Here is a 20898-nt window from a genome sequence, read left to right on the forward strand (position 1 = left end):
CCGCAGAACGGCCCTCTGCGGCAAAAACCCCCCAGGGTTGTCAATCCTGTCACGCTGGGACGGGTCTCGGTGTTCAAGTCGGCACTGGCTGCGCCGATGAGTTCGACAACCATGAAACTGCAATACAAAGCCTGGGCGCTGGTGTTTGCCATCGTCGGGCTCGCCGCCGGCTCAGCCATGCTGGGCGCCCGTTACATCGTCGGAGAGTCGTTCGCACAGCTCGAAACCGACCGTGCCCAGCGCGAAGGCGAGCGGGCGCGGCGGGTGCTCGACCAGCAGGTGCAGGCCCTCAGCGCCACCAACCGCGACTACGCCCAGTGGGTGGACGCGGTCGACTTCCTGCAGGGGCGCAAACCCGAGTTCATGGACGACAACTTCGACGTCGGCAACCTGGGGTATCTGCGCATCTCCGAAGTGGCGGTGTTCGATGCCAAGGGCGGGCTGGTCACCAGCGTCACCGTGGACGATCAGGGGCGCAAGGTGGCGGTGCCGGCCACTCGCATCGAGCCGCTCAGACCTCTGGCGCAGGAGGTGCTGGCCTCCGCCGATCCTCTGCACTCGTTCCAGACCCTTCGCGTCGCCGACGGCCAGCTGGACATGGTGGCCGTGGCCTCGGTGCAACGGCCCGGCGTCACCCGGGAGCCCGCTGTCGGGGCCATCGTCATGGTCCGCCGTTTCGACCAGGCCGAGCTGGCGCGTTTCTCCGAAGTGCTGATGACGCCAGCGACCCTGTCGTTCGACACACCCGATCACCGCGGACAGGACCTGCACCTTGAGCCGGTCGACGATCAGCATGCCGACCTGCACGCGGTGCTGAAGGACCACCAGGGCCGGCCGGTCGCGGAACTGGTGCTGGGGCTGGACCGCTCCCTTGAAGAACAGGGCCGGGTGCTGACCTGGAAGGGCATGGGGCTGTCGGGGCTCGCCGGCTTGCTCGCCAGCGTGGTGCTGGTGCTGCTGCTGGATCGTCTGGTGCTGCGCCGCCTGCAGAAGCTGCACCACGATGTGAACCGCATCACGGTCGACGGTCCCACCGCGGGCCACGAGGTCCAGGTGGGCGGTGACGACGAACTCACCCAGTTGGCCGAGGGCGTGAATGCCCTGCTGGGCCGCGTCCGCTCCGATGCCCAGGCGCAGCGCGAGGCGCATGTGCAGCAGGAGGCCTTGCAGGTGCAGCTCATGCAGTCGCAGAAGACCGAGGCATTGGGGCGGCTGACCGGCGGCATCGCACACGATTTCAACAACTCGCTGGCGGCCATCACGGGCTGGATCCGCCTGGCCAGCGAAGACCTGGACAGCGCGCACCCGAGCCACGAGGCCCTGCAGCAGGCACTCAAGTCGACGCGATACGCCGACGGGTTGATGCGCCAGCTGCTGGCCTTCGGCCGGCAGTCTGCACCCCGGCTGCGGCGGCTGCACTGGGCGGCGCTGATCGAGGAGACGAAGGTCATGGTCTCTGCCGGCCTGACCCGCGACTGCGAGCTGGTGGTGCATTACGAGGTCGACGACGACGAGGTCGATGCCGACCCCACACAGCTGCAGCAGGTGCTGGTGAACCTGCTGATCAACGCGGCCGATGCCATGAAAGGGCAGGGGCGCATCGATCTCACGCTGGGCTCGGCCGAGCTGCCATCGAAGCGTGGCCACGAACTGCCCGCCGGTGCCACCGGTCTCCCCGACGGGCGCTATCTGGTGCTGCGGGTGCGCGACCATGGGCCGGGCATACCGCCCGAGCACGTGGACCGGGTGTTCGACCCCTTCTTCACCACCAAGGCCAAGGGCAGGGGCACCGGACTGGGTCTCTCGGTGGCGCAGGGCATCATGGCCCGGCACCATGGATCGCTGGGCCTGGTCAACAGCCCGGAGGGTGCGTGCTTTGTGCTGTGTCTGCCCGCCAGCCGGCGCGACGAAGCGGTGGCCTCCGTCACCACCCCGGGCGGGCCAGGCAAGGGGCGACAGCTGCTGTTTGTGGACGACGACCAGTCGGTGCGCCACGCCTGGGCCGCGCTGCTGGAGCGCAAGGGCTGGCAGGTCACCCGCTCACGCGACGGCGAAGAGGCCTGGAGCCAGTTCTCGCAGACGGGCAAGCACTTCGATGTGGTGCTGACCGACCAGTCCATGCCCCGTCTGGACGGGGTGGGTCTGGCCCAGCGGATCCGGGCCACCAGCGCGCCGCCGCCCGTGGTGCTGATGAGTGGTCATGTCGACGAGGTCGATGCCGGCCTGCTCAAGACGCTGTTTGCTTCGGTGCTGCACAAGCCGGTGGACCCCACCGAACTGGACCGGGTGCTGCAGGGGCTGTCGTTGCCGGAAGAGGCCTCGGCGACCCCGCCATGAACGCGGGTCAGTCTGTCGGGCGGACCACGATGATGATGGGCGAGGGAACCCGGCCATCGACATCGCGTGGCAGAGAACCGGTCCGGTCGATGGCCTTCAGGGCGGCCTCGTCCCAGGCCGGGTTGCCGCTGCTGTCGACCACGCGCCGCGAGGTGATGGTGCCGTCGGACAGCGCGCGCACCTCGATTTCGGTGCGCAGGGAGCGCGGGAAGTCTTCCGTGTAGCGGATGTTGGGACTGACCTTGGCCCGGACCCGGCCTGCGTAGCCCGACGACGGTCCGCTCGATTGTTGGGCCGAGCCGCGGGCTTCGGGACCGCCGCTGGCGCCCGCCTGGCCCATCATGCGGGCGATCTGGTCGCGACGCATCCTGTCGGCCAGCTCGTTCTGGCGGCGCTCGGCCTCCCTGCGCTCCTGGTCCTGCTTTTTCTTCTTTTCGGCGAGTTCCTTCTTCTTGAGGTCGTCGGCCTTCTTCTTCTCGGCCAGTTCCTTTTCTTTCTTCTCGCGCTCGGCCTTCTCCTTGGCTGCTTTTTCCTTCTTGGCCTCTTCCAGCTCGCGCCGCTTCTCTTCTTCCAGCTTCTTCTGCTTGGCCTTCTCGGTCGCGATGTCCGGCTGCTTCACCGCCGGCTGGGGCGGTGGTGGCTCGGGCTTGGGTTCCGGCTTCGGTTCGGGTTTGGGCTCCGGCCGGGGCTCCGGTTCGGGTGGCGGCGGCGGGGGAGGCTCCACCGCACGGGGCGCGGCCTCGCGCGGCAGGGCCGACCAGATCTCGGCTTCGAACGCCACTGGCGGTTCGTCCTGTTTCCAGTGCACTCCCCAGGTCAGGGCCGCCATCAGCAGCACGTGCGCGCCCAGGGCCAGCGCCAGCGGCGTTCCCCAGCGGCCGGAGCGCGGCGGCTTGAAGTCGATGGCGTCGGTGATGATCTGCATGTCCGGGCGTTCAGCGGCTGGCCTGGACCGCCAGGCCCACGCGGTCGACGCCCGCGCGCTTGAGCGTGTCCATGGTCTTCACCACGGTGTCGTACTTGATGTCCTTGTCGGCGCTGATGACCACCGGCACGGCGTCGGCCGGGGTGCCCGCTTCGGCTGCGGTGCCCTGCAGCTTGCGGACCTCGCCGGCCAGCTGCGGCAGCTTGATGCCCTGGCCGCCCTTGCTCGCCGTGCCCAGGCGCACCTGGATGGTTTCGTCCTTGCTGATCACGACCTGAACGAAGCTCTTGGGCTGCGCATCGGCCTGGCCCACGCTGGGCAGGCTGATCTGGCTGGGAGAGATGAGCGGCGCGGTCACCATGAAGATGATCAGCAGCACCAGCATCACGTCGATGAACGGGACCATGTTGATCTCGTTCTTGGTGCGGCGGGTGCGGCCCCGCGATGAGACAGCGGCCATGTTCAGTGTCCCGACGGCGTGGCCTGGCTGGGCTGCTGGCCCAGGTTGCGGTGCAGGATGTTGGAGAACTCTTCCATGAAGGTCTCCATGCGGTTGGCGACGCGGTCGATGTCGGTCGCAAAGCGGTTGTAGGCCACCACCGCCGGAATCGCGGCGAACAGGCCGATGGCGGTCGCCACCAGGGCCTCGGCGATGCCGGGCGCCACCGTGGCCAGCGTCACCTGGGCCAGCGCGGCCAGGCCGGTGAAGGCGTGCATGATGCCCCAGACCGTGCCGAACAGGCCCACATACGGGGCCACCGAGCCGACGGTGCCCAGGAAGGAGAGGTTGGTTTCCAGCACGTCGAGTTCCCGCTGGAAGCTCGCCCGCATGGCGCGGCGCGCACCGTCGAGCAGGGCGCCAGCGTCGGTGATGCGGCGCTCGCGCAGCTTGTGGTATTCGCGCATGCCACTGGCGAAGATGCGCTCCATCGGGCCGCCGTGGCGCGCGCTCTGGGCAGCGGCCGAGTAGAGGTCGTTCAGGTTGGTGCCCGACCAGAACTCCTTCTCGAAGGACTCGTTGTGGCGGTTGACTCGCTTGAGGGTGAACACCTTGCGGAAGATGGCCGCCCAGCTGATCACGGACATGAGGACCAGCAGCACCACCACGGCCTGCACGACCCAGCTCGCGTTGAGCATCAACTGGACGATGGAAAGATCTTGGGACATGTCGATGGAAGACTTGGAGTCGGGTCAGAGGGTCATTGGTTCCCGGGTGCGAGTGCCTGCAGCACGGCCGCCGGGATGCGCTGGGGTCGAAGCTGCACCGCATCGACCCAGCCGATGCGGATGCTGCCTTCGCAAAGCAGGATCGGTGCCGAGCCGTCGGCGGGCTGCAGCGAGGCGGTCTGCTCGATTGTGAGCGAGGCCCGGCCCGGTTCCGTCACGCGGGCGGTAACAGTGAGCAAATCGTCGAGCCGCGCCGGGCGGTGGTAGCGCAGCTGCGTGCCCGTCACCACGAACATGCCGCCCACCTGCTCGCGCAGCTTCTGCTGCTCCACACCCAGGTGGCGCAGCCACTCGGTGCGCGCGCGCTCGAAGAACTTGAGGTAGTTGGCGTAGAAGACGATGCCGCCGGCATCGGTGTCTTCCCAGTAGATGCGCACCGGCCATCTGAAGGTCGTGTCCACAGGGCTCACAGCGCGGCCTCCAGCCGGTGCACCGCTTCCTGCAACTGGGGCAGGGCATTGGCGGTGGAGAAGCGCAGGTAGCGGCCGGGGTCGGCCAGACCGAAGTCGCGCCCGGGTGTGGTGGCCAGCTGGCAGCGGCGCATCAGCTCGAAGGCCAGCGCCCAGCTGCCACCTTCCTCAGGCCGTCCGTCCGGTGCCTTCAGGCCCCAGCGGTTGCACAGCGTGGAGACATCGGCCCAGGCGTAGAACGCGCCGTCGGGCATCACCGGGACCGGCAGGCCCAGGCGGTCGAGCGCGGGGATGAAGAAGTCGCGCCGCGCCTTGAACTCGGCGCGACGGCGTTCGTACTCGGCCAGGCTCTCGCGTTCGAAGCAGGCCAGCGCCGCATGCTGGGCGACCGTGCTGGCGCAGATGAAGAGGTTCTGGGCCAGCCGCTCCACCGCCGGCACCAGCGCGGGCGGCAGCACCAGCCAGCCCAGGCGCCAGCCGGTCATGTTGAAGTACTTGGAGAAGCTGTTGACGCTGATCACCTCGTCGCCCAGACCGTCGGGCAGTCCCAGCGCGCTGTGGCCGTAGGCCTCGTCGTAGGACAGGCCCAGGTAGATCTCGTCGATCAGGGTGACGCCGCCCTTTTCGCGCACGAAGCGGGCGATGCGCTCCAGCTCGGCGCGGGCGATGGAGGTGCCGGTTGGGTTGGACGGCGAGGCCAGCAGCACGCCGCGCGTGGCCTCACCCCAGGCCGAGGCCACGTGGTCGGCGCTGAGCTGGAAGCGGTCTTCGGGGCCGGACGGGATCAGCACCGGCGTGCCCTCGGCCGCCTGCACGAACTGGCGGTTGCAGGGATAGCACGGGTCGGGCATCAGCACCTCGTCGCCGGCCTCGATCAGCGCCAGGCAGGCCAGTTGCAGTGCGGCGGACGCGCCGGCCGTCACCACGATGCGGGCCGGGTCGATGTCCAGACCAAAGCGGCTGGCGTACCAGCCGCTGATGGCCTCGCGCAGAGCGGGCAGGCCGGTGGCCGGCGTGTACTGGCTGCGGCCATCGCGGATCGCGCGTTCGGCCGCGGCCTGCACCGGGGGCGGCGCGGTGAAATCCGGCTCGCCGATGTTCAGGTAGATCATCGGCCGGTCACCCGGGCGGGCCAGCCGCGCCATGTCGGCCGCGGCCTTGGCCAGTTCCATCACATAGAAAGGTTCGACGCGCCGGGCACGGCTGGACAGGCGCAAAGGGTCCGGGCGCAACGTCATTCCGCCTTGGAAGACTTGCGCGAGCCGGCTGGCGCCGCGGCGGCTTCGAGCGGGCGCAACCGGGCGCCAAGCTGGTGGAGCACTCCGTTGACGTACTTGTGGCCATCGGTGCCACCGAAGGACTTGGCCAGTTCGACGCACTCGTTGATCACGACGCGCAGCGGCACGTCCAGGCAGTGCTGGAGCTCGTATGCACCGATCCACAGCACCCCGTGCTCGATCGGCGAGATCTCGGCCATCGGCCGATCCAGCAGGGGCGTCACCAGGGCGTCCAGCGCCTCGGCCTGTTCGACACAGCCGTGCAGCAGCGCGTCGTAGTGGGCGCTGTCGGACTTGTGGAAACCCGAGAGGTCGCGGGTGAAGCTGTCGATGTCGCTGGCGGTGTTGCGGCCGACGAGGTGCTGGTAGAGCGCCTGCAGCGCGAACTCCCGCGCCCGGGTGCGCGCCGACTTGTCGGCCGCCTTGCGCGGTTTGATGGGGCTCTGGTCGTTCATAGAGTTCAACCGATCTGCTCCAGCACATGGGCCATCTCGACGGCCACGCGCGCCGCATCGCGGCCCTTTTCGGTCTGGCGGGCCACGGCCTGTTCCAGGTTCTCGGTGGTGAGGATGGCGTTGGCGATGGGGGTGTGGGTGTCCAGCGAGACCCGGCTGACGCCAGCGCCCGACTCATTGGCGACCAGTTCGAAGTGGTAGGTCTCGCCGCGGATGATGCAGCCCAGCGCGATCAGGGCGTCGTACTCGTCCTGCTCGGCCATGGCCTGCAGGGCGATGGACACCTCCAGGGCGCCGGGCACCGTCACGCGGGTGATGTGCTTTTCCTGCACGCCCAGCGCGAGCAGCTCGGCGTGGCACGCCTCGAACAGCGCGTTGGTGATGCCTTCGTTGAAGCGGGCCTGGACGATGCCGATGGAGAGCTTCTTGCCGTCGAGCAGGCTGGTGCTGCCTTTGTCTGCGCCAAACATGGGGGTCTTTCTTGGGTGGGGGTCAGTTCTGGGAGGGCGCTGCGCCGAGCATGCGCTCGACATAACGTGCCACGGTGTCGATTTCCAGGTTCACTGCGCTGCCAGCGCGCAAGTCGCCCAGGGTGGTGTTCTGGACGGTGTGCGGAATCAGGTTGATGCTGAACTCGCAGCCATCCGGGCGGTCTTCGATGCGGTTCACGGTCAGGCTCACGCCATTGATCGTGATCGAGCCTTTGTAGGCGAGGTATTTGGCCAGGGCCGGCGGCGCGAGCACGCGCAGCTCCCAGCTCTCGCCCACGCGCTCGAAATGGGTGACCTGCCCGACGCCATCGACGTGGCCCGACACGATGTGGCCGCCCAGCCGGTCGTTCGCCCGCAAAGCCTTTTCGAGATTGACCCGGTGACCGGCTTCGGCCAGCCCGGTGGTCTTGGAGAGCGATTCCGCCGAGACGTCGATGGTGAAGCGGGAGGCGGCGGCGTCGAGGGTCGTGACGGTCATGCAGGCGCCGTTGTGGGCGATGCTGTCGCCCAGGGCGACGTCGTCGAGGTAGCCCGGTGGCGCCTCGATCGTCAGGCGCCTGCCGTGGTCCAAAGAGCTGCCCAGGGGGTGAAGGTCGGCGATGCGACCCACACCGGTGATGATGCCGGTAAACATCCGCGTATTTTCGCAGGGTTTGGCCCGGCGCCGCGCGTGTCGCCAAAAGGCCGGGTGTTTGCAGGCCTCAGGCGTGCAGGAAATGGTCCCGGCCCTGCACCCGAGCCAGGATGCGCAGGTCGTCACCCACCGGCTCCACCCCCGTGAACCGCAGGGGCAGGCGCTGGTCCAGCGACTGCAGGGGGCCCCAGTTGGCCAGCCCCGACCCGCCGGCGCCCAGCAGCTGGGGGGCCAGGTACAGCAGGAACTCGTCGACCAGACCTTCGCGGATGAAGGAGCCATTGAGCTTGTGGCCGGCTTCCAGGTGCAGCTCGTTCACCTCCCGGGTGGCCAGGTCGCGCAACATGGCCGCCAGATCGACCTTGCCGCCGGGCCCGGGCAGGGTGATGACGGTGGCGCCCCCCTGTTCCAGGGCGGCCTGCCGGCTGGCATCGGGGACGGCGCAGTAGATGAAGATCTTGCGCGTGTGGCCCTGCGCCGGGGCCTGGAACAGGCGGGCGGCGGGCGGGGTTTCGAGCTTGCTGTCGACAACCACCAGATGGGGCTGCCGGGGCGCCGGCAGCTGCCGCACATCCAGCATGGGGTCGTCCTCCAGCACGGTGCCGATGCCCGTCAGCACCGCGCAGGCGCGCGCGCGCCAGGCGTGGCCGTCTGCACGGGCCGCTTCTCCGGTGATCCACTGGCTGACACCATTGCCCAGGGCGGTCACGCCATCCAGCGACATCGCGGCCTTCATGCGCACCCAGGGGGTGCCCCGGATCATGCGGCTGAAGAAGCCGATGTTCAGTTCGCGCGTGGCGAGGGCGACCGGGTGGTCTGCCGGCAGAAGTTCTACCTCGATGCCCGCGGCGCGAAGACACTCCAAGCCCCTTCCGGCCACTTTCGGGTTCGGATCGCCTGTGGCGACCACCACCTTGGTCACGCCGGCTGCGATCAGCGCATCGCAGCAAGGCGGAGTGCGGCCATGGTGGGAGCAGGGCTCCAGGGTGACGTGTGCCGTCGCGCCCCGGGTGGAATCGCCGCGTTGCGCGGCATCTCGCAGTGCCACTACCTCGGCGTGTGGGCTCCCCGCTTGCTGGGTGTGGCCACGCCCGATCTCTCGGCCATCGGCCGAGAGGATCACGCACCCAACGCGGGGGTTGGGGTTGGACAGCGTCAGGGACTGCTGAGCCAGTCGGAGGGCCTCTGAAAGCGACCCTTGGTCCAGCGGCATGTGATCAGGAGCCCTTGAAGCAATCGGCAACGGTGGTGCCAGATGCGTTGTTGCTCAAGGTTTTGACACCGGTGTTGGTGATGGTGAGGTCACCGCAACGGTCATTGGTCATGCTGCCCGTGCGCTCGGCACGCAAGGTGAACGAGGACGCCGACGCGTCCGTGGTGGTGTCCACGGCATCGCCGTCTTCGATCAACTGGATGTTGTAGGCCGCCGGTCCAGACCCGGGGCGCGGCGAGGTGGCCAGCCCGTCGGGCAAGGATGCGCCCTCAAACGTGTCCTGGGCACTGAAAAACCGCCGCATGTACTGCTCGGCCTCCATCAGCGCCCGCTGGGCATCGGCCCTTCTGGATTTGGCCACCTGCTCCTGGTACGACGGGTAGCCGATCGCGGCCAGGATGCCGATGATGGCCACGACGATCATCACCTCGATCAAGGTGAAGCCGCTTTGTGGTCTGTGGCAGGCGGTGTGGGTGCGTGTGTTGTTCATGCTGGGAACACTCAGATCAGTTGCTAGGCGGTGCGCTGAGCTGGAACTGCGTGCGGCTCCAGCCGGTAGCTGGGCAGTAGACCCCACCGAGCAGAGGCGTTTCGCCGGTGCCGACGACGACGCCTCGCTGAGTACGGCACACGGGGCGGCCAGGGCCACTTCCGTTCAGCATCGATTCGCCTGCAGCCTCGTGCGCCGCCTTTTCCAAGCGTTCATTCACCGTTTCGGCGACCTGCGGATCGCTGCTGCTGCCGACGTCGGAGGCCGGGTCGTCGGGCAGGGCTGTGCCATCGGCCCGGGTCCGGAAACGAGTCACCGAAATGCCTCTGGTGAATCCCCCTTGGGGCGCATAGGCCACGGCGTAGCCAGCGTCGACCCGTGAATCGCTGTTCGAATCCCAGGCATCCAGCCGGCCGTCGCCATCGATGTCGAACGAACGACTGAGTTCGGGCGAGGCACTCTGGGCGTTCACGATGTACACATAGTTGGCAGGAAGGTCGGCGATCGTGCACATTTCGCCTTCAGGTGGCGGACGCAGCACCGTGGACGTGATGATCACGCTTCGCCCGAAGTTCTGCACGTCGGCGATGGAGCGTTCCCCACCCCGCAGCGCGTTGTCCTCCTGGTGGACGTTGTTCATGTGGATGAACCATCCGCGCTGGGTTTCCCAGTCGATGGCATCGCCGCTGATCGCGTAGTAGAAGAAACTACCATTGGAGGCTCGCGACGCCGGAATGACGGTGCGTTCCTCCAGCTGCGTGTCACTGACCGGCGTGAAGGACTCTCCGGCGAGCATGGTGCCGTCGATGGTCTGTCGGTCCCAGATGCCGTAGATGGTCTGCTGACCCAGGTCTTCCAGGTGCTCGTCCTGCAACATGATGCCGGTGGCGAACACCACGATGAAGCCTCCTGCCTCATGGGCCTGCCAGGCCGGGTGCCCGTAGATCGGGCGGTTGCCCGGCACGGTGAACAGGGGACGACCGTGTTCCACGTGCCAGGTGGAGGGGTCCCCGGACAGGTTGAATTTCCACAGCTGGCCGTTCGCATCGCCAGCGTAGGCGGCCACGACCCGCGTGTTGGTGCCATAGCTGCGCAGCAGCGTCACGCCGCTGAGGCCGTCTCCGGCCGAGTAGCCGCTGGGCAGCGGAATGGTCCGGATGACCTCGCCAGTCACGGCGTCCAGCACGACAAGGCCGTTCTTCTCGCCGTTGGGCTCGCCGTTGTAGTGGCCGTTGTTGACCGCCACGATCCACCGGCCACGCCGGGCGTTGGTCGCGTCAGACAGGTCTTCTGTCTGACCGCTGCGGGCCGCATTGGACATGTAGCCGACCGTGACATCGCTGCCATCCGCGTTGTCGATCAGGTCCGGTCCGGTCTCCCACAGGAAGTCTTCCCTGTCGGGGATGCGGTTCGGCGTCACGCCGGGTTTGATGGGCGAGTTGACCGCGTAGACCAGCTTCTCGCCGCGACCGCCGGTGCCGACGGCCAGATGGCGCCACGCCCGCCATTCGTTGGCTTCGGTGAGTCCATCCGCGTTGGCTTTGCGGCGGTCGAAGATGTCGTTCTCGGTGATCGGGCCATCCAGCACGTACTCGAATGTGTACGGTTCGGCCGCGAAGTTGAGCATGCGCCGCAGGCTGCGGCGCGGCATGATGGCGGCCAGTTCGGTGCCCGCGTTTGCAGAGAAAGCGTGCATGGTGCCCGCGTTGGTGGCCACGAACAGCGACTTGGGGTAACCGCGTTTGCGGTTCGTGTAGTCCACATAGCTGCCGCGCCCGTCGACGCCGCCACTGCCGTCCTGATCGTAGGCATAGTCCCGGGCATCGCCCATGAACACGGCGGGCGGGTTGACCATGGCGGCGATCTTCGACTCGCGTTGCCTGAAGAGCATCCCGTAGCTGTCCAGTGCCGAGTTGTCGCCGCGCAGGTAGTTGATGAAGCTGGCATCGCTGCGGATACGCCCCGCGTCAGGGCCGGTGGCCAGGGCACTCTGAATGTCGCTTTGCAGTCCACTGAACGTGCCCAGGAAGTCGACGGGCTGGTTCCGGTCGTGCATGGTGAACACACGGCGGGCAGCGGGGCTGGGCATCTGCTGATTGGCCGACCATTCGGTCACGCCCGTCTCTCTGCCATCGGCAGCCAGTTCGCGTGCCAGGATGTCGCCGGAGTTGTCCATGGTGCGGTAGGACACCGTGTACTTGAGGCGGCCGGCCAGCGTGCTGTTGTCGCCACCACCGGTGTTGACGGACACACCGGCGTCCTTGCCAGACGCGCTCAGGATTTCAGCCAGGATGGTGTTGAAGATGGACTTGACGTCGTCGGCCGTCTTGGCACTGAACGAACGGGCGCCCCCCGTATAGCCGGCGTGGATGAAGTCGTCCACCCGGGTCTGCGTGTCGCTGCTCAGCAGATCACCGACCGGAAACGATGGAAAAACAGTAGTACCCCCGGGGCCATTGAGCGTGTAATTCGTGCGGTACTGGTCGATCTGGCTGAAGCTCAGTCCGGTGCCAGTGACATCTCTGGAGGGCTGAATCAGGTAGCCCACGGTGTAGGTCGCCATGTTCTGCCAGAACGTGGGTTGGCCGTTGCGGTCCTGGATGTTGTTGTCCAGCCCGGTACGCATGTCCGTGTGCCAGTAATAGCGGGCGGTGAGGTCGGCCAGGCCGCCAGTGCCCGTGCTAGGGAAGGGCACGTACTTCATGCGGCCGGCCACCGTGTTGATGCCGCTGGAGAAGTAGCGGAACGATTCCGTGGAGCCATCAGCCCTGGTCCGGGAGAACGAGGGGCCGTTGGTGTTGTCGTAGTCAGGACCGGCAGAAGTGGGTCCCCACGGGGAGCCAGACGTCCAGCCACCATCTGAGAACAGCAGGTTGAAGGAACGGCGGCAGCTCATCTCAGGGCTGCTCGAGTCGGTCGGGTCGGTGCGCCATGGGTTCTCTGTCACGCCAGCCTGCATGCTGTAGTAAGCCGCGGCCCGTTCAACGGCGTAGTGCAGTGGCGTCCCCCCCTGTGACACCATGGTGTTGAGCCAGCTGAAAAGCTCGGTGTTGGCGGTCGACCCCCGGTTGAGCATCCGCACCCCTCGCGAGAGCGTCACCGGAGCGCCGGAACCGGGCGGGAGCGTCAGCGGGCCGTCGTACCGCTGGTTGATCGGCATGTACCCGATTCGCAACTCATTGTCGAATTTGGACGGAATGTTGAGTGCGCCGGTGGCATCGGTGTCCGCGAGTGCGAGACCGATGGCCGTGCTGGTGGCCAGTTGCCGCGTGCTGTACCAGCGGTACCAGTTCAGAATGTTGGCGACCTCCTGGGCGTTGGTGCAGACGCTGGCCGTGCAGTCCGTGCGGGTGTTGGGGGTCGGGATGGTGTAGGTGGCGGTGTCCCCGAGCCTCACATCGACCCTTGTCCGGGCTGCGCACCCTGTTTCCTGCCCCTGCGCATTGGTGACCACGTTGGTGCAGTAGGCGTAGCTGAAGGTGGTCGTCGGGCCGGCAGTCGGTGCTGCTGTGTAGGCGATGTGCTGCGGAATTCGCAGCGAGTACGAGAGGTTGTAGCGGGATGTGAATCCAGAAGGGGCCAGCCTGTTGACGTGGCCTTGCGAGTTGCGGGTGGCGGCACTGCCCGAGGGAGGCGATGCGGCGTTGTCCGCATACATCGAGTGGTAAATGCGATAGTCGTTGGGAGACGTATCGCGCTGGTAGACCGTATAGCGGAAGTCCGCGGAGTTCTGGTTCGATACCCAGACCACGTTGTAGGTCAACCCTCTCTCCGAGGCCGGAACCGTTGCTGGGAGCAGCGGATCGCGTGGGCTCACGATTGCGCCGCTGCCGTCTACACGTGGCAGGTAGCGCACGCGCGGGTTGTAGTAGATCGGGTTGGCGTCGGCCGAGCGCTGTGCGGACCAGTTCATGTACATGCGGGCGGGAACCGCTGCCACAGACACATTTGTGAGTGCCTGGGTCCGCCACCGAGACCCATCCCAGTAACGTCGGTAGCAGGTGTTGGTGCCGCCGCTGTAGACCGCATCTCCGCCGATACCTGCGTTGAAGGTGGTGGCGTTGGTGGAGTTCACGTTCGAGTACGGACTCGGGCACACCCGAACCTGCACATCCTCGATATCGTCCGTGATGTTGTAGCTCTCGTGGTAGGTGAACGCCATGGACCCCGAGTTGTCCAGTGCCACCATCAGGTTAGGCTTGGCGCCCGACTGGTTGGTCAGCAGCGGCCGGTTCGCTGGCTGGGCCCAGACTTGCATGGCAGGCAGCAGCACCGCCCCGAGGGCGGCCGACCAGAGCAGGCGGCGTGCGCGCCGATTTGTGACAGGGGAGTTCATGGACACCTCACTGGAATGCTGTTGGTATAGGGTGTTGTGCGGCATCACTGGGCGCCGCCTTTGTCGCTGAGCGTCGGAACAAGGGGTGTCAGGATGGACTGCAGCCAGACCTCGGATCCGGCGGTCAGCAGTCCGCTGTCATCGTCAACCTGTGCGTCGTTGGACAAGCCGCGCGCCGTGATCAGGAAGCGGTCGTTGACCATGGCCTGGATGATGCAGGTGGGGTAGTTGGCTTCTTTGAGCTGGGCCCCGGACTGGACGTCGTCACCGAATTCGGGCGTGACGGTGATCAGGTTGGCGGCACCTTCGGCCCAGTTGGCGCGGGTGTTCCAGATGCCGTCACTGATGGCTTCCTCGGTGTCTGCAGAGATCACAGTACCGGCTTCGATCCGGCCCACGACCGCCGCAAACGCCGCGTTGTCTTCCACACTGGCACGCGCGATGCGCTCGCATTGGCGCAAGGCGTCTTCCGCGGATGTGCGCGCCACCTGGTTGGTGCGCATGTTGTTGGAGAACTGCTCGAAGGTGGCCGAGTTGCGGGCCGCGAGCAGGCCCGCAAACGAGATGATCACCAGCATGATCAGCGCAATCGGAAGCACGACCCCGCGTTCCGAGCCGTTCTTGGGTATGGGTGTATGACAGCGCATGGTGAGGTTCTCGGGCGTCAGTTGTCGTACATGTACTGCCACGGGTTGCCACCCTCCTCGAAGTCGCGAGGCAGGCCGGGCCGCATGTTTCGAAGCTGGATGGTGGTCACGTATGCGCGGCGGACGAAACGGTCGGTGGCGGTTCGAGAATCGCCTTTGCAGTCGACGTAGGTGCCGAGACCAGCCGTCAACGTGGTGCCATCGGCGTTGGCGGTGCCGACGGGGTTGTCTCCGGTCGGAACAGGTCGTGCACTGCGTGCGAGCAGGCAGATGCGCACCGCCGCGACCCGGGACCAGTTGTTGATGTCTGCAGGGGTGCCCGCGGGAATCGCCAGGTCCTCCAGGGCAGGAAACCGCGGGCTTGCATCCGTTGCGTCCGTTTCTTCGTTTGCGTTGGCATATCCCGCCACCTGGTGAGGCAGGGGGTCTCCCACGGTGGGGAATGCCGTGACGGCGTACTGCACCTGCATGTCTTCGATGTTCGGGATCAGGGCGGTGGCGTTGCCAAATCCTGCACCGGTACGGCCCTGGCAGTACAGCGTGGGGGTGTTTTCATTGGCCGCGTCATTGGCAATGTAGTAGCGGTTGTCGGCCAGGTTCATGCTGGTCACACCGGCCCGCGCGCCTTCTGTGCCTGTCGCGTCCCAAGGCTCGATGGCCTCGTGCGCGCAGTTTCCTGGTCGAGCAACTCCACCAGCATCTTGCGCTGTCTGGCTGTTAAGCAGCGTGGCCTCGTACCTCACGGCCAGGGCATCCGGGCCGTCGCCATCCGCATTGCACGCCAAGTCGGCAAAGGCAGCATCGTAGTCAGTGAATCCACCATCGCAGCCCCGCACCGCTTGCCCGGGGAAGCGCCGGTCTCCCGACGCTTCCACGTTGGAAAACCCGGTCAGGCGAATCTGCTGCTGCAGCAACTCCAGCGCCAGCGCCGCGTCCTCGTTCATCTGGGACTCGAGCGTGCTGCCGCGGGAAGTGGTTGCGGTGTTCACATAGATGATGCCCACAGCGCCCATGAGAAAGAGACCGATGGTCAGCGCAATCATCAGCTCGACCAGGCTCAGGCCTCGCTGGCTGCGTCTAGACGGGTGAAGGTGATTTTTTGAGTTCATGTTCACAGCCCCACCTTGAAGTACATGCAGCTGTATTCCGCTTTGTCGGCTGTGCTGAGGTTGTCCGGGCAGTTGCCCTTTCCAGCGTCGAAGAGGGAGAAGTCGCCCCGGTCATCGTCTTCGTCCCCCTCCGCCGTGGCGGCTTCCTTCCACAACAGCCACACATCCAGATCGCGCGCGTTTGCATCCCGCCGGCTCATCACCACCGCATCGCCTTGCGGCAGGCGGCTGCGGACCGTACGCAAGAACTGGTCAACGTCTGCAGCAGCGAGGGCATCGGCAACGCTTTCTGCATTGGCGGAAACGGCAGGGTCCAGGTCGAGGTTGGTGTCGTCGACTTCGACCGGTGTGCTTTCAAAGTTGTCACTCAGTTCAATGTCATAGCCCTGGCGGTCATATCCGTGCACATTGACGCGGGCACGGTCGGCCAGGTCATTGACCAATGCGATGCCAGTGAGCCGCATTTGCGATGCCTTGTTGTAACTGAAGGTGGCGCCAGAAAGCCCTGCGATGCCCAGCAGCCCCACCGACACCAGCAGGATGGCCACCAGCACCTCGATCATGCTGGCACCCCGGTGGTGGCGGGGTGCAACGGACTTGGTCACGGAGATGTTCATGAAGGCCTTGCTTGTCATGGGAGCTCGGTCGCAACAGACACGCGCCCCACGCGGGAGACGGTGACCTTGTCCACCTTGGTATTGGCGTTCGCACCGGAAGGTGTGACCGTCAGGGTGGTGGTGGCTGAGCCCATCAACCCGTTTGGAAGGAATTGCATCCATTCCACCCCTCCCGAACTGGTGATCGATGCCACACCAGACTGGGCTGACACGACCTTGAGAATGCGCTCATCGGTGTTGACCACCTGGTTGCCCGCGTTGGCCAGCGTGCCCGCCCCGTCATCGACGAACACGATCCAGCCGGTGTTCCACTCGGTGCCGTCAGCGCAGGACTCTCCGTCGGTACTCGGGCAGACCACGATCTGACGGGAGGACTTGATGGATTCGGATCGCGCCAGCTGCAGGGTGGAAGACAACTCGCGGGTGGCGCTGTCGCGCCGCCACTGGCGCAGCACCTCACTGAAGCTGGGTGCCGCCAGGGTGGTGAGGATGGCCAGCAGCGCGATGGTCACGACCAACTCCACCAGCGTGAATCCGTGCTGTCTGGCAGAAGGCGTCAGGGGTGAGGGCAGGTGGTTCAATTTGCAGCTCCGTACTGCAATGTATCGCCCGCTTTCGAGGGTCTTCTGCGCGCCCTGACGCGCGGTCGTGTTTGGCGTGCTCAGCGGCAAAAAGCATTCATTTCTCACGCAGTTGTCGCTTTGGGTCGCCACACACACCACCGACAGATCGCTGCCGCCCTGACGCCGTCTACTCTGTGTCCAGCGAATTTGGCTTCATTCGACCGGCAGACTTGTGCTGAGCCTGACTCTTCCAATTCGATTGACGGTGATTCTCTGACTGGTACCCATCGTGGGGACAATCTCCAGTGTTCCCATTCCAGATGCCATCATTCCCGTTGGCATGAATACGAAGCGCTGGAGCAATGCATTTCCCCGGATGCTTCGAATTCCATGGGAGCCCTGCGAAACAGCGACCAATTTGTCGGAAGGGCCGAATTGACCATTGCCATCGATGTCCTGAAAAACAATCCACCCCGATTTCCATTCTCTGTTGGAGCTTGGAGAGCAGCGAAGGCCATCGACGCTGCTGCACATCACCACGCGCTGGGACCAGCGGATGGCTTCTGATCTGGCGAGCACAAGGTGGTCTGCAATAGCTCGGGTGGCGTGTTCTCTCTGCCATTCAGAGAGCAGGCGGCTCATGGGAGGAATCGCGAGCTGAATGAGAATGGCCAGCAGCGCAGTCGCCACGACCAGTTCCATCAAGGTGTATCCACGGAATTGCAAAGGATGCTGGTGGGATGGCAATCGCATGATGAGTTCGGATGTGTAATGCATTCGAACTCATTATTCCCGCGCGTTGGCGTCAAATCATGCCTCCGAGGAGGTAAATGACGACGACGTGTCCCTCCAATGGAGGAGGCACTGTTTTCGGCAGTTGGGCCGCGTGCTATCGGCGGACTTCGTCCACGAGCGCGCGGAACTCGTCGATGTCTTCAAAACTGCGGTAAACGCTGGCAAAGCGGATGTAGGCAACCTTGTCGAGCTTCTTGAGCTCGCGCATGACCATTTCGCCCAGCTTGGTCGATGCGACTTCACGGCTGCCCAGGTTGAGCAGCTTTTCTTCAATGCGCTCGATGGCGGCGTCCACCTGTTCGGTGCTCACCGGTCGCTTGCGCAGGGCGAGGGTGAATGAGGCGCGCAGTTTGGCCGGCACGTAGTCCACGCGCCGACCATCCTTCTTCACCACCGCCGGGAAGCTGACCTCTGGCCGCTCATAGGTGGTGAAGCGCTTTTCGCAGTGGCCGCACTGCCTGCGGCGGCGGATGAAGTCCGCGTCTTCGGAAACCCGGGTCTCAACGACCTGGGTTTCCAGATGGCCGCAAAAGGGGCATTTCACCTGTAGACGGGGAAACGGGCCGTCAGGGCATTGACCTTGGCGCGCACCGCTTCGATGTTCGCCGGGTCGCGCGGGTTGTCCAGCACGTCGGCAATCAGGTTGGCGGTGATGCGGGCTTCCTCGTCCTTGAAGCCGCGGGTGGTCATGGCTGGGGTGCCGATGCGCACACCACTGGTCACCATCGGCTTTTCCGGGTCGTTCGGAATTGCGTTCTTGTTGATGGTCATGTGGGCGCTGCCCAGCACAGCCTCGGCTTCCTTGCCGGTGATGCCCTTGGCGCGCAGGTCCACCAGCATGACGTGGCTTTCGGTGCGGCCGCTGACGATGCGCAGACCGCGCTGGGTCAGTGTTTCGGCCACGATCTGGGCGTTCTTCACCACCTGCTGTTGATAGGCCTTGAACTCGGGCTGCAGCGCTTCCTTGAAGGCAACGGCTTTGGCGGCGATGACGTGCATCAGCGGGCCGCCCTGCAGACCGGGGAAGATGGCGCTGTTGATGGCCTTCTCGTGTTCGGCCTTCATCAGGATGATGCCGCCGCGCGGGCCACGCAGGCTCTTGTGGGTGGTAGAGGTCACCACGTCGGCGAATGGCACCGGGTTGGGATACACGCCCGCGGCGATCAGGCCGGCGTAGTGGGCCATGTCGACCATGAAGATGGCGCCTATTTCCTTGGCGATCTTGGCAAAGCGCTCGAAGTCGATGCGCAGGCTGTATGCGGACGCCCCGGCGACGATGAGCTTGGGCTTGTGCTCGCGGGCCTTGGCTTCCATGACGTCGTAGTCGATCGCTTCGTTCTTGTCGAGGCCGTAGCTGACCACGTTAAACCACTTGCCCGACATGTTCAGCGGCATGCCGTGGGTGAGGTGGCCTCCTTCGGCCAGGCTCATGCCCATGATGGTGTCCCCGGGCTTGAGGAAGGCCAGGAAGACGGCCTCGTTGGCCGAGGCGCCGCAGTGCGGCTGCACGTTGGCGGCATCGGCACCGAAGATCTGCTTGACGCGGTCGATGGCCAGCTGTTCGGCCACGTCGACGTACTCGCAGCCGCCGTAGTAGCGCTTGCCGGGGTAGCCCTCGGCGTACTTGTTGGTCAACTGGGTGCCCTGGGCGGCCATCACGGCCGGCGAGGCGTAGTTCTCGCTGGCGATCAGCTCGATGTGGTGTTCCTGGCGGGCGTTTTCCGCTTGAATGGCCTTGAACAGCTCGGGGTCGGTTTGCTCGATGAGGATGTTGCGGTCGTACATGGTTTGGCAGTCTCGGGACGGTCTCGGATGAGATGGGACCCCGCGCACTCTCTGAAAAGCGGCAGGGACTGCCCAGGCGAACGGCTGAACACCCGTAGAGCGGGCGGTGCGCTTCCCAGTGGTTGTCCCGCTCGCGGGGAGCGGGGGGCCACGTCAGCACGGACGGCAGGTGGCTGCCGCGCGCCTATCGCCAGTTGCGCACCTGTGTAGTTTATCCGAGTGGCGAGGTGCCCGCAGGCCTCGGAGCTTGGCGGTCTGTGGTCAGGAACTGGTGAGAGCGGCGTCGGCTGCCGGTTCAACCGGCTGGCCGGCAGGGATGGCTTCGGGCTGGGGATCGAGCAGCCCGGTCTGGGTTGGCTCGATCGGCTCCGGCGCGGCGGGCGCAGGCGCGGCGGTGAAGATCGGGAAGGAAGTCGGCATCGGTTTGCCCAGCGCCACGCTCTGGATCCGAAGGTGCTCGGCCATGACTTTGTTGATGTAGCCGCTGCCGTCGGTGGTCACCGCCCCCACGTAGAGCCGCAGTCCACCTTCGACAGAGCCGGCCTGCTTGATGCAATCCTGGAGCACCTTGACGCCGACCCGCAGATTGGAAAGGGGGTCGAAGGCGGCCATGGCGCCCCCGTAGTCGTCGTACTTGTCGGTGTGGACGCGGGTGAGCACCTGCATCAGGCCCTGAGCGCCCACAGGGCTCTGCGCGTAGGGATTGAAGCGCGACTCGATGGCCATGACTGCCAGGATCAGTGTCGGATCAAGGCGCACCTTGGCCCCGACCGCAAAGGCTTCGGCCACCAATGCGCCCAGCGGCTCCGGCGCCACACGGTATTTGCGGCTGAGCCACTGGGTCACGGCAGCCTGCTGTTTGGGCAGAAGGGGGGGCGGAGCGACCGCAAGGCGGTCGTCATTGCTGTTTTCCGGCATGGGGGCGGCGTCATCTGCTGCCACCACGGCCGAATCCTGGCGCTCCTGCAACCAGCTCAGCAGCAACTGCTCCATATTCGAGCGCAGTTCGCTTTGCACGGCGAGTGCAATGACCAGCACCGCAAAGCCAGCACCCAGCGCGACCATGCCGTTGCGAGTGAGGGCGACGAAGCCCCTGTACGCATCGGCGAGCGCGATGAACACGGAAGATTGGACAGCGGAGGCGCTGCTCTTTTGCTGCGCCTCTGAAATGGAAAGCGTTGTCATGTTGTCGCTCCTTGCAGGGCTGCGCCGACCACAAGGTCTGATGCAGCGGTGAGGGGGGCGCCATCAATGGCGGTTTCGCGGGCACCTGTGGTGTTTGAGGGGTGCCGACGTCGTGAGGGTTTACCCGGAACGGAAAACGGGGCGAATGGTATGTGCCCGTTAATGTTCGGTCAATGTTTTAAACGTCGTTTAAAACAATATTTGGTTATTAAGATATTGAGGATTTTGCCCTTGTTTGCAGATTCCTAGCGGCGGGTCCAGCACACATGCAGGTTGCCGTCCATCCGCCTTTTCGATGCCGTTCGTCGGGTAAGCCAGTCGTTGCACCTGGTTGCAGCACGGGGTGCTACCGCCAGTCGGACAGACTGAAGTGCACGGGTAACTGAGCGTCTCTGCGCTTGA

The 20898-nt window shown here is 65.4% G+C and carries 20 protein-coding genes and 1 riboswitch; of the genes, 1 reads left to right on the forward strand and 19 read right to left on the reverse strand.

Going from position 1 to position 20898, the window contains the following annotated elements; all coding sequences use genetic code 11:
• The first annotated feature begins 111 nt into the window (after window positions 1-111).
• Window positions 112-2337: an ATP-binding protein gene (locus tag HPS01S_RS16405; RefSeq protein WP_066158391.1), complete on the forward strand. Its 2226-nt coding sequence runs from the start codon at window positions 112-114 to the stop codon at window positions 2335-2337.
• 7 nt (window positions 2338-2344) lie between these two features.
• On the opposite strand, the gene tolA is transcribed toward HPS01S_RS16405, so the two are convergent.
• The 19 genes from tolA to HPS01S_RS16495 form a co-directional block, all read right to left on the reverse strand.
• A complete protein-coding gene (gene tolA, locus HPS01S_RS16410; RefSeq protein WP_066158393.1) occupies window positions 2345-3262 on the reverse strand; it encodes a cell envelope integrity protein TolA in 918 nt (305 codons plus the stop codon).
• Between the two features lie 10 nt (window positions 3263-3272).
• A complete protein-coding gene (locus HPS01S_RS16415; protein ID WP_066158396.1) occupies window positions 3273-3722 on the reverse strand; it encodes a biopolymer transporter ExbD in 450 nt (149 codons plus the stop codon).
• A 2-nt stretch (window positions 3723-3724) separates the two neighbouring features.
• On the reverse strand, window positions 3725-4429 hold the full coding sequence (gene tolQ / locus HPS01S_RS16420) for a protein TolQ (protein WP_066158399.1): 705 nt from the start codon (window positions 4427-4429) through the stop codon (window positions 3725-3727).
• 32 nt (window positions 4430-4461) lie between these two features.
• Entirely contained in the window at window positions 4462-4899 is a 438-nt protein-coding gene (gene ybgC / locus HPS01S_RS16425) for a tol-pal system-associated acyl-CoA thioesterase (RefSeq protein ID WP_066261355.1), read from the reverse strand.
• A complete protein-coding gene (locus tag HPS01S_RS16430; RefSeq protein WP_066158482.1) occupies window positions 4896-6116 on the reverse strand; it encodes a pyridoxal phosphate-dependent aminotransferase in 1221 nt (406 codons plus the stop codon). The genes ybgC and HPS01S_RS16430 overlap by 4 nt, the downstream gene beginning before the upstream one ends.
• A 17-nt stretch (window positions 6117-6133) precedes the next feature.
• Window positions 6134-6631 carry a transcription antitermination factor NusB gene (gene nusB, locus HPS01S_RS16435; RefSeq protein WP_066158401.1) on the reverse strand — a complete coding sequence of 166 codons (498 nt, stop codon included), beginning with the start codon at window positions 6629-6631 and terminating at the stop codon, window positions 6134-6136.
• Between the two features lie 5 nt (window positions 6632-6636).
• On the reverse strand, window positions 6637-7101 hold the full coding sequence (gene ribH / locus HPS01S_RS16440) for a 6,7-dimethyl-8-ribityllumazine synthase (protein ID WP_066158403.1): 465 nt from the start codon (window positions 7099-7101) through the stop codon (window positions 6637-6639).
• Between the two features lie 22 nt (window positions 7102-7123).
• On the reverse strand, window positions 7124-7756 hold the full coding sequence (locus HPS01S_RS16445) for a riboflavin synthase (protein ID WP_066158405.1): 633 nt from the start codon (window positions 7754-7756) through the stop codon (window positions 7124-7126).
• Between the two features lie 67 nt (window positions 7757-7823).
• Window positions 7824-8969, reverse strand: coding sequence for a bifunctional diaminohydroxyphosphoribosylaminopyrimidine deaminase/5-amino-6-(5-phosphoribosylamino)uracil reductase RibD (gene ribD, locus HPS01S_RS16450; RefSeq protein ID WP_066158407.1), 1146 nt, complete (start codon window positions 8967-8969; stop codon window positions 7824-7826).
• 4 nt (window positions 8970-8973) lie between these two features.
• Entirely contained in the window at window positions 8974-9459 is a 486-nt protein-coding gene (locus tag HPS01S_RS16455) for a type IV pilin protein (protein ID WP_066158409.1), read from the reverse strand.
• A 16-nt stretch (window positions 9460-9475) separates the two neighbouring features.
• A complete protein-coding gene (locus HPS01S_RS16460) occupies window positions 9476-13795 on the reverse strand; it encodes a pilus assembly protein (RefSeq protein ID WP_157576390.1) in 4320 nt (1439 codons plus the stop codon).
• 44 nt (window positions 13796-13839) lie between these two features.
• On the reverse strand, window positions 13840-14442 hold the full coding sequence (locus tag HPS01S_RS16465; protein WP_157576394.1) for a pilus assembly PilX family protein: 603 nt from the start codon (window positions 14440-14442) through the stop codon (window positions 13840-13842).
• Between the two features lie 17 nt (window positions 14443-14459).
• Window positions 14460-15551 (reverse strand): PilW family protein, encoded by a 1092-nt coding sequence (locus HPS01S_RS16470; protein ID WP_079367216.1) that lies wholly within the window; start codon window positions 15549-15551, stop codon window positions 14460-14462.
• Between the two features lie 2 nt (window positions 15552-15553).
• Entirely contained in the window at window positions 15554-16168 is a 615-nt protein-coding gene (gene pilV / locus HPS01S_RS16475) for a type IV pilus modification protein PilV (protein WP_165961725.1), read from the reverse strand.
• 14 nt (window positions 16169-16182) lie between these two features.
• On the reverse strand, window positions 16183-16749 hold the full coding sequence (locus HPS01S_RS16480; RefSeq protein ID WP_066158419.1) for a GspH/FimT family pseudopilin: 567 nt from the start codon (window positions 16747-16749) through the stop codon (window positions 16183-16185).
• A 195-nt stretch (window positions 16750-16944) separates the two neighbouring features.
• Window positions 16945-17508, reverse strand: a complete 564-nt coding sequence (locus HPS01S_RS21620) for a GspH/FimT family pseudopilin (RefSeq protein ID WP_084397445.1) — start codon at window positions 17506-17508, stop codon at window positions 16945-16947.
• Between the two features lie 112 nt (window positions 17509-17620).
• On the reverse strand, window positions 17621-18070 hold the full coding sequence (gene nrdR, locus HPS01S_RS16485; RefSeq protein ID WP_066158421.1) for a transcriptional regulator NrdR: 450 nt from the start codon (window positions 18068-18070) through the stop codon (window positions 17621-17623).
• Window positions 18067-19311: a serine hydroxymethyltransferase gene (gene glyA / locus HPS01S_RS16490; RefSeq protein WP_066158424.1), complete on the reverse strand. Its 1245-nt coding sequence runs from the start codon at window positions 19309-19311 to the stop codon at window positions 18067-18069. The genes nrdR and glyA overlap by 4 nt, the downstream gene beginning before the upstream one ends.
• 63 nt (window positions 19312-19374) lie before the next feature.
• Window positions 19375-19519, reverse strand: a riboswitch (ZMP/ZTP riboswitch).
• 53 nt (window positions 19520-19572) lie between these two features.
• Window positions 19573-20496 carry a lytic transglycosylase domain-containing protein gene (locus HPS01S_RS16495; RefSeq protein WP_084397447.1) on the reverse strand — a complete coding sequence of 308 codons (924 nt, stop codon included), beginning with the start codon at window positions 20494-20496 and terminating at the stop codon, window positions 19573-19575.
• Between the last annotated feature and the right edge of the window lie 402 nt (window positions 20497-20898).

Source organism: Hydrogenophaga pseudoflava NBRC 102511 (genome assembly GCF_001592285.1).
Classification (GTDB): domain Bacteria; phylum Pseudomonadota; class Gammaproteobacteria; order Burkholderiales; family Burkholderiaceae_C; genus Hydrogenophaga; species Hydrogenophaga pseudoflava.

Coding starts and splice junctions, on each gene's coding strand:
- HPS01S_RS16405 (WP_066158391.1), top strand. CDS start 112: ATGAAACTGCAATACAAAGCCTGGGCGCTGGTGTTTGCCATCGTCGGG.
- tolA (WP_066158393.1), bottom strand. CDS start 3,262: ATGCAGATCATCACCGACGCCATCGACTTCAAGCCGCCGCGCTCCGGC.
- HPS01S_RS16415 (WP_066158396.1), bottom strand. CDS start 3,722: ATGGCCGCTGTCTCATCGCGGGGCCGCACCCGCCGCACCAAGAACGAG.
- tolQ (WP_066158399.1), bottom strand. CDS start 4,429: ATGTCCCAAGATCTTTCCATCGTCCAGTTGATGCTCAACGCGAGCTGG.
- nusB (WP_066158401.1), bottom strand. CDS start 6,631: ATGAACGACCAGAGCCCCATCAAACCGCGCAAGGCGGCCGACAAGTCG.
- ribH (WP_066158403.1), bottom strand. CDS start 7,101: ATGTTTGGCGCAGACAAAGGCAGCACCAGCCTGCTCGACGGCAAGAAG.
- HPS01S_RS16445 (WP_066158405.1), bottom strand. CDS start 7,756: ATGTTTACCGGCATCATCACCGGTGTGGGTCGCATCGCCGACCTTCAC.
- ribD (WP_066158407.1), bottom strand. CDS start 8,969: ATGCCGCTGGACCAAGGGTCGCTTTCAGAGGCCCTCCGACTGGCTCAG.
- HPS01S_RS16455 (WP_066158409.1), bottom strand. CDS start 9,459: ATGAACAACACACGCACCCACACCGCCTGCCACAGACCACAAAGCGGC.
- HPS01S_RS16460 (WP_157576390.1), bottom strand. CDS start 13,795: ATGAACTCCCCTGTCACAAATCGGCGCGCACGCCGCCTGCTCTGGTCG.
- HPS01S_RS16465 (WP_157576394.1), bottom strand. CDS start 14,442: ATGCGCTGTCATACACCCATACCCAAGAACGGCTCGGAACGCGGGGTC.
- HPS01S_RS16470 (WP_079367216.1), bottom strand. CDS start 15,551: ATGAACTCAAAAAATCACCTTCACCCGTCTAGACGCAGCCAGCGAGGC.
- pilV (WP_165961725.1), bottom strand. CDS start 16,168: ATGAACATCTCCGTGACCAAGTCCGTTGCACCCCGCCACCACCGGGGT.
- HPS01S_RS21620 (WP_084397445.1), bottom strand. CDS start 17,508: ATGCATTACACATCCGAACTCATCATGCGATTGCCATCCCACCAGCAT.
- glyA (WP_066158424.1), bottom strand. CDS start 19,311: ATGTACGACCGCAACATCCTCATCGAGCAAACCGACCCCGAGCTGTTC.
- HPS01S_RS16495 (WP_084397447.1), bottom strand. CDS start 20,496: ATGACAACGCTTTCCATTTCAGAGGCGCAGCAAAAGAGCAGCGCCTCC.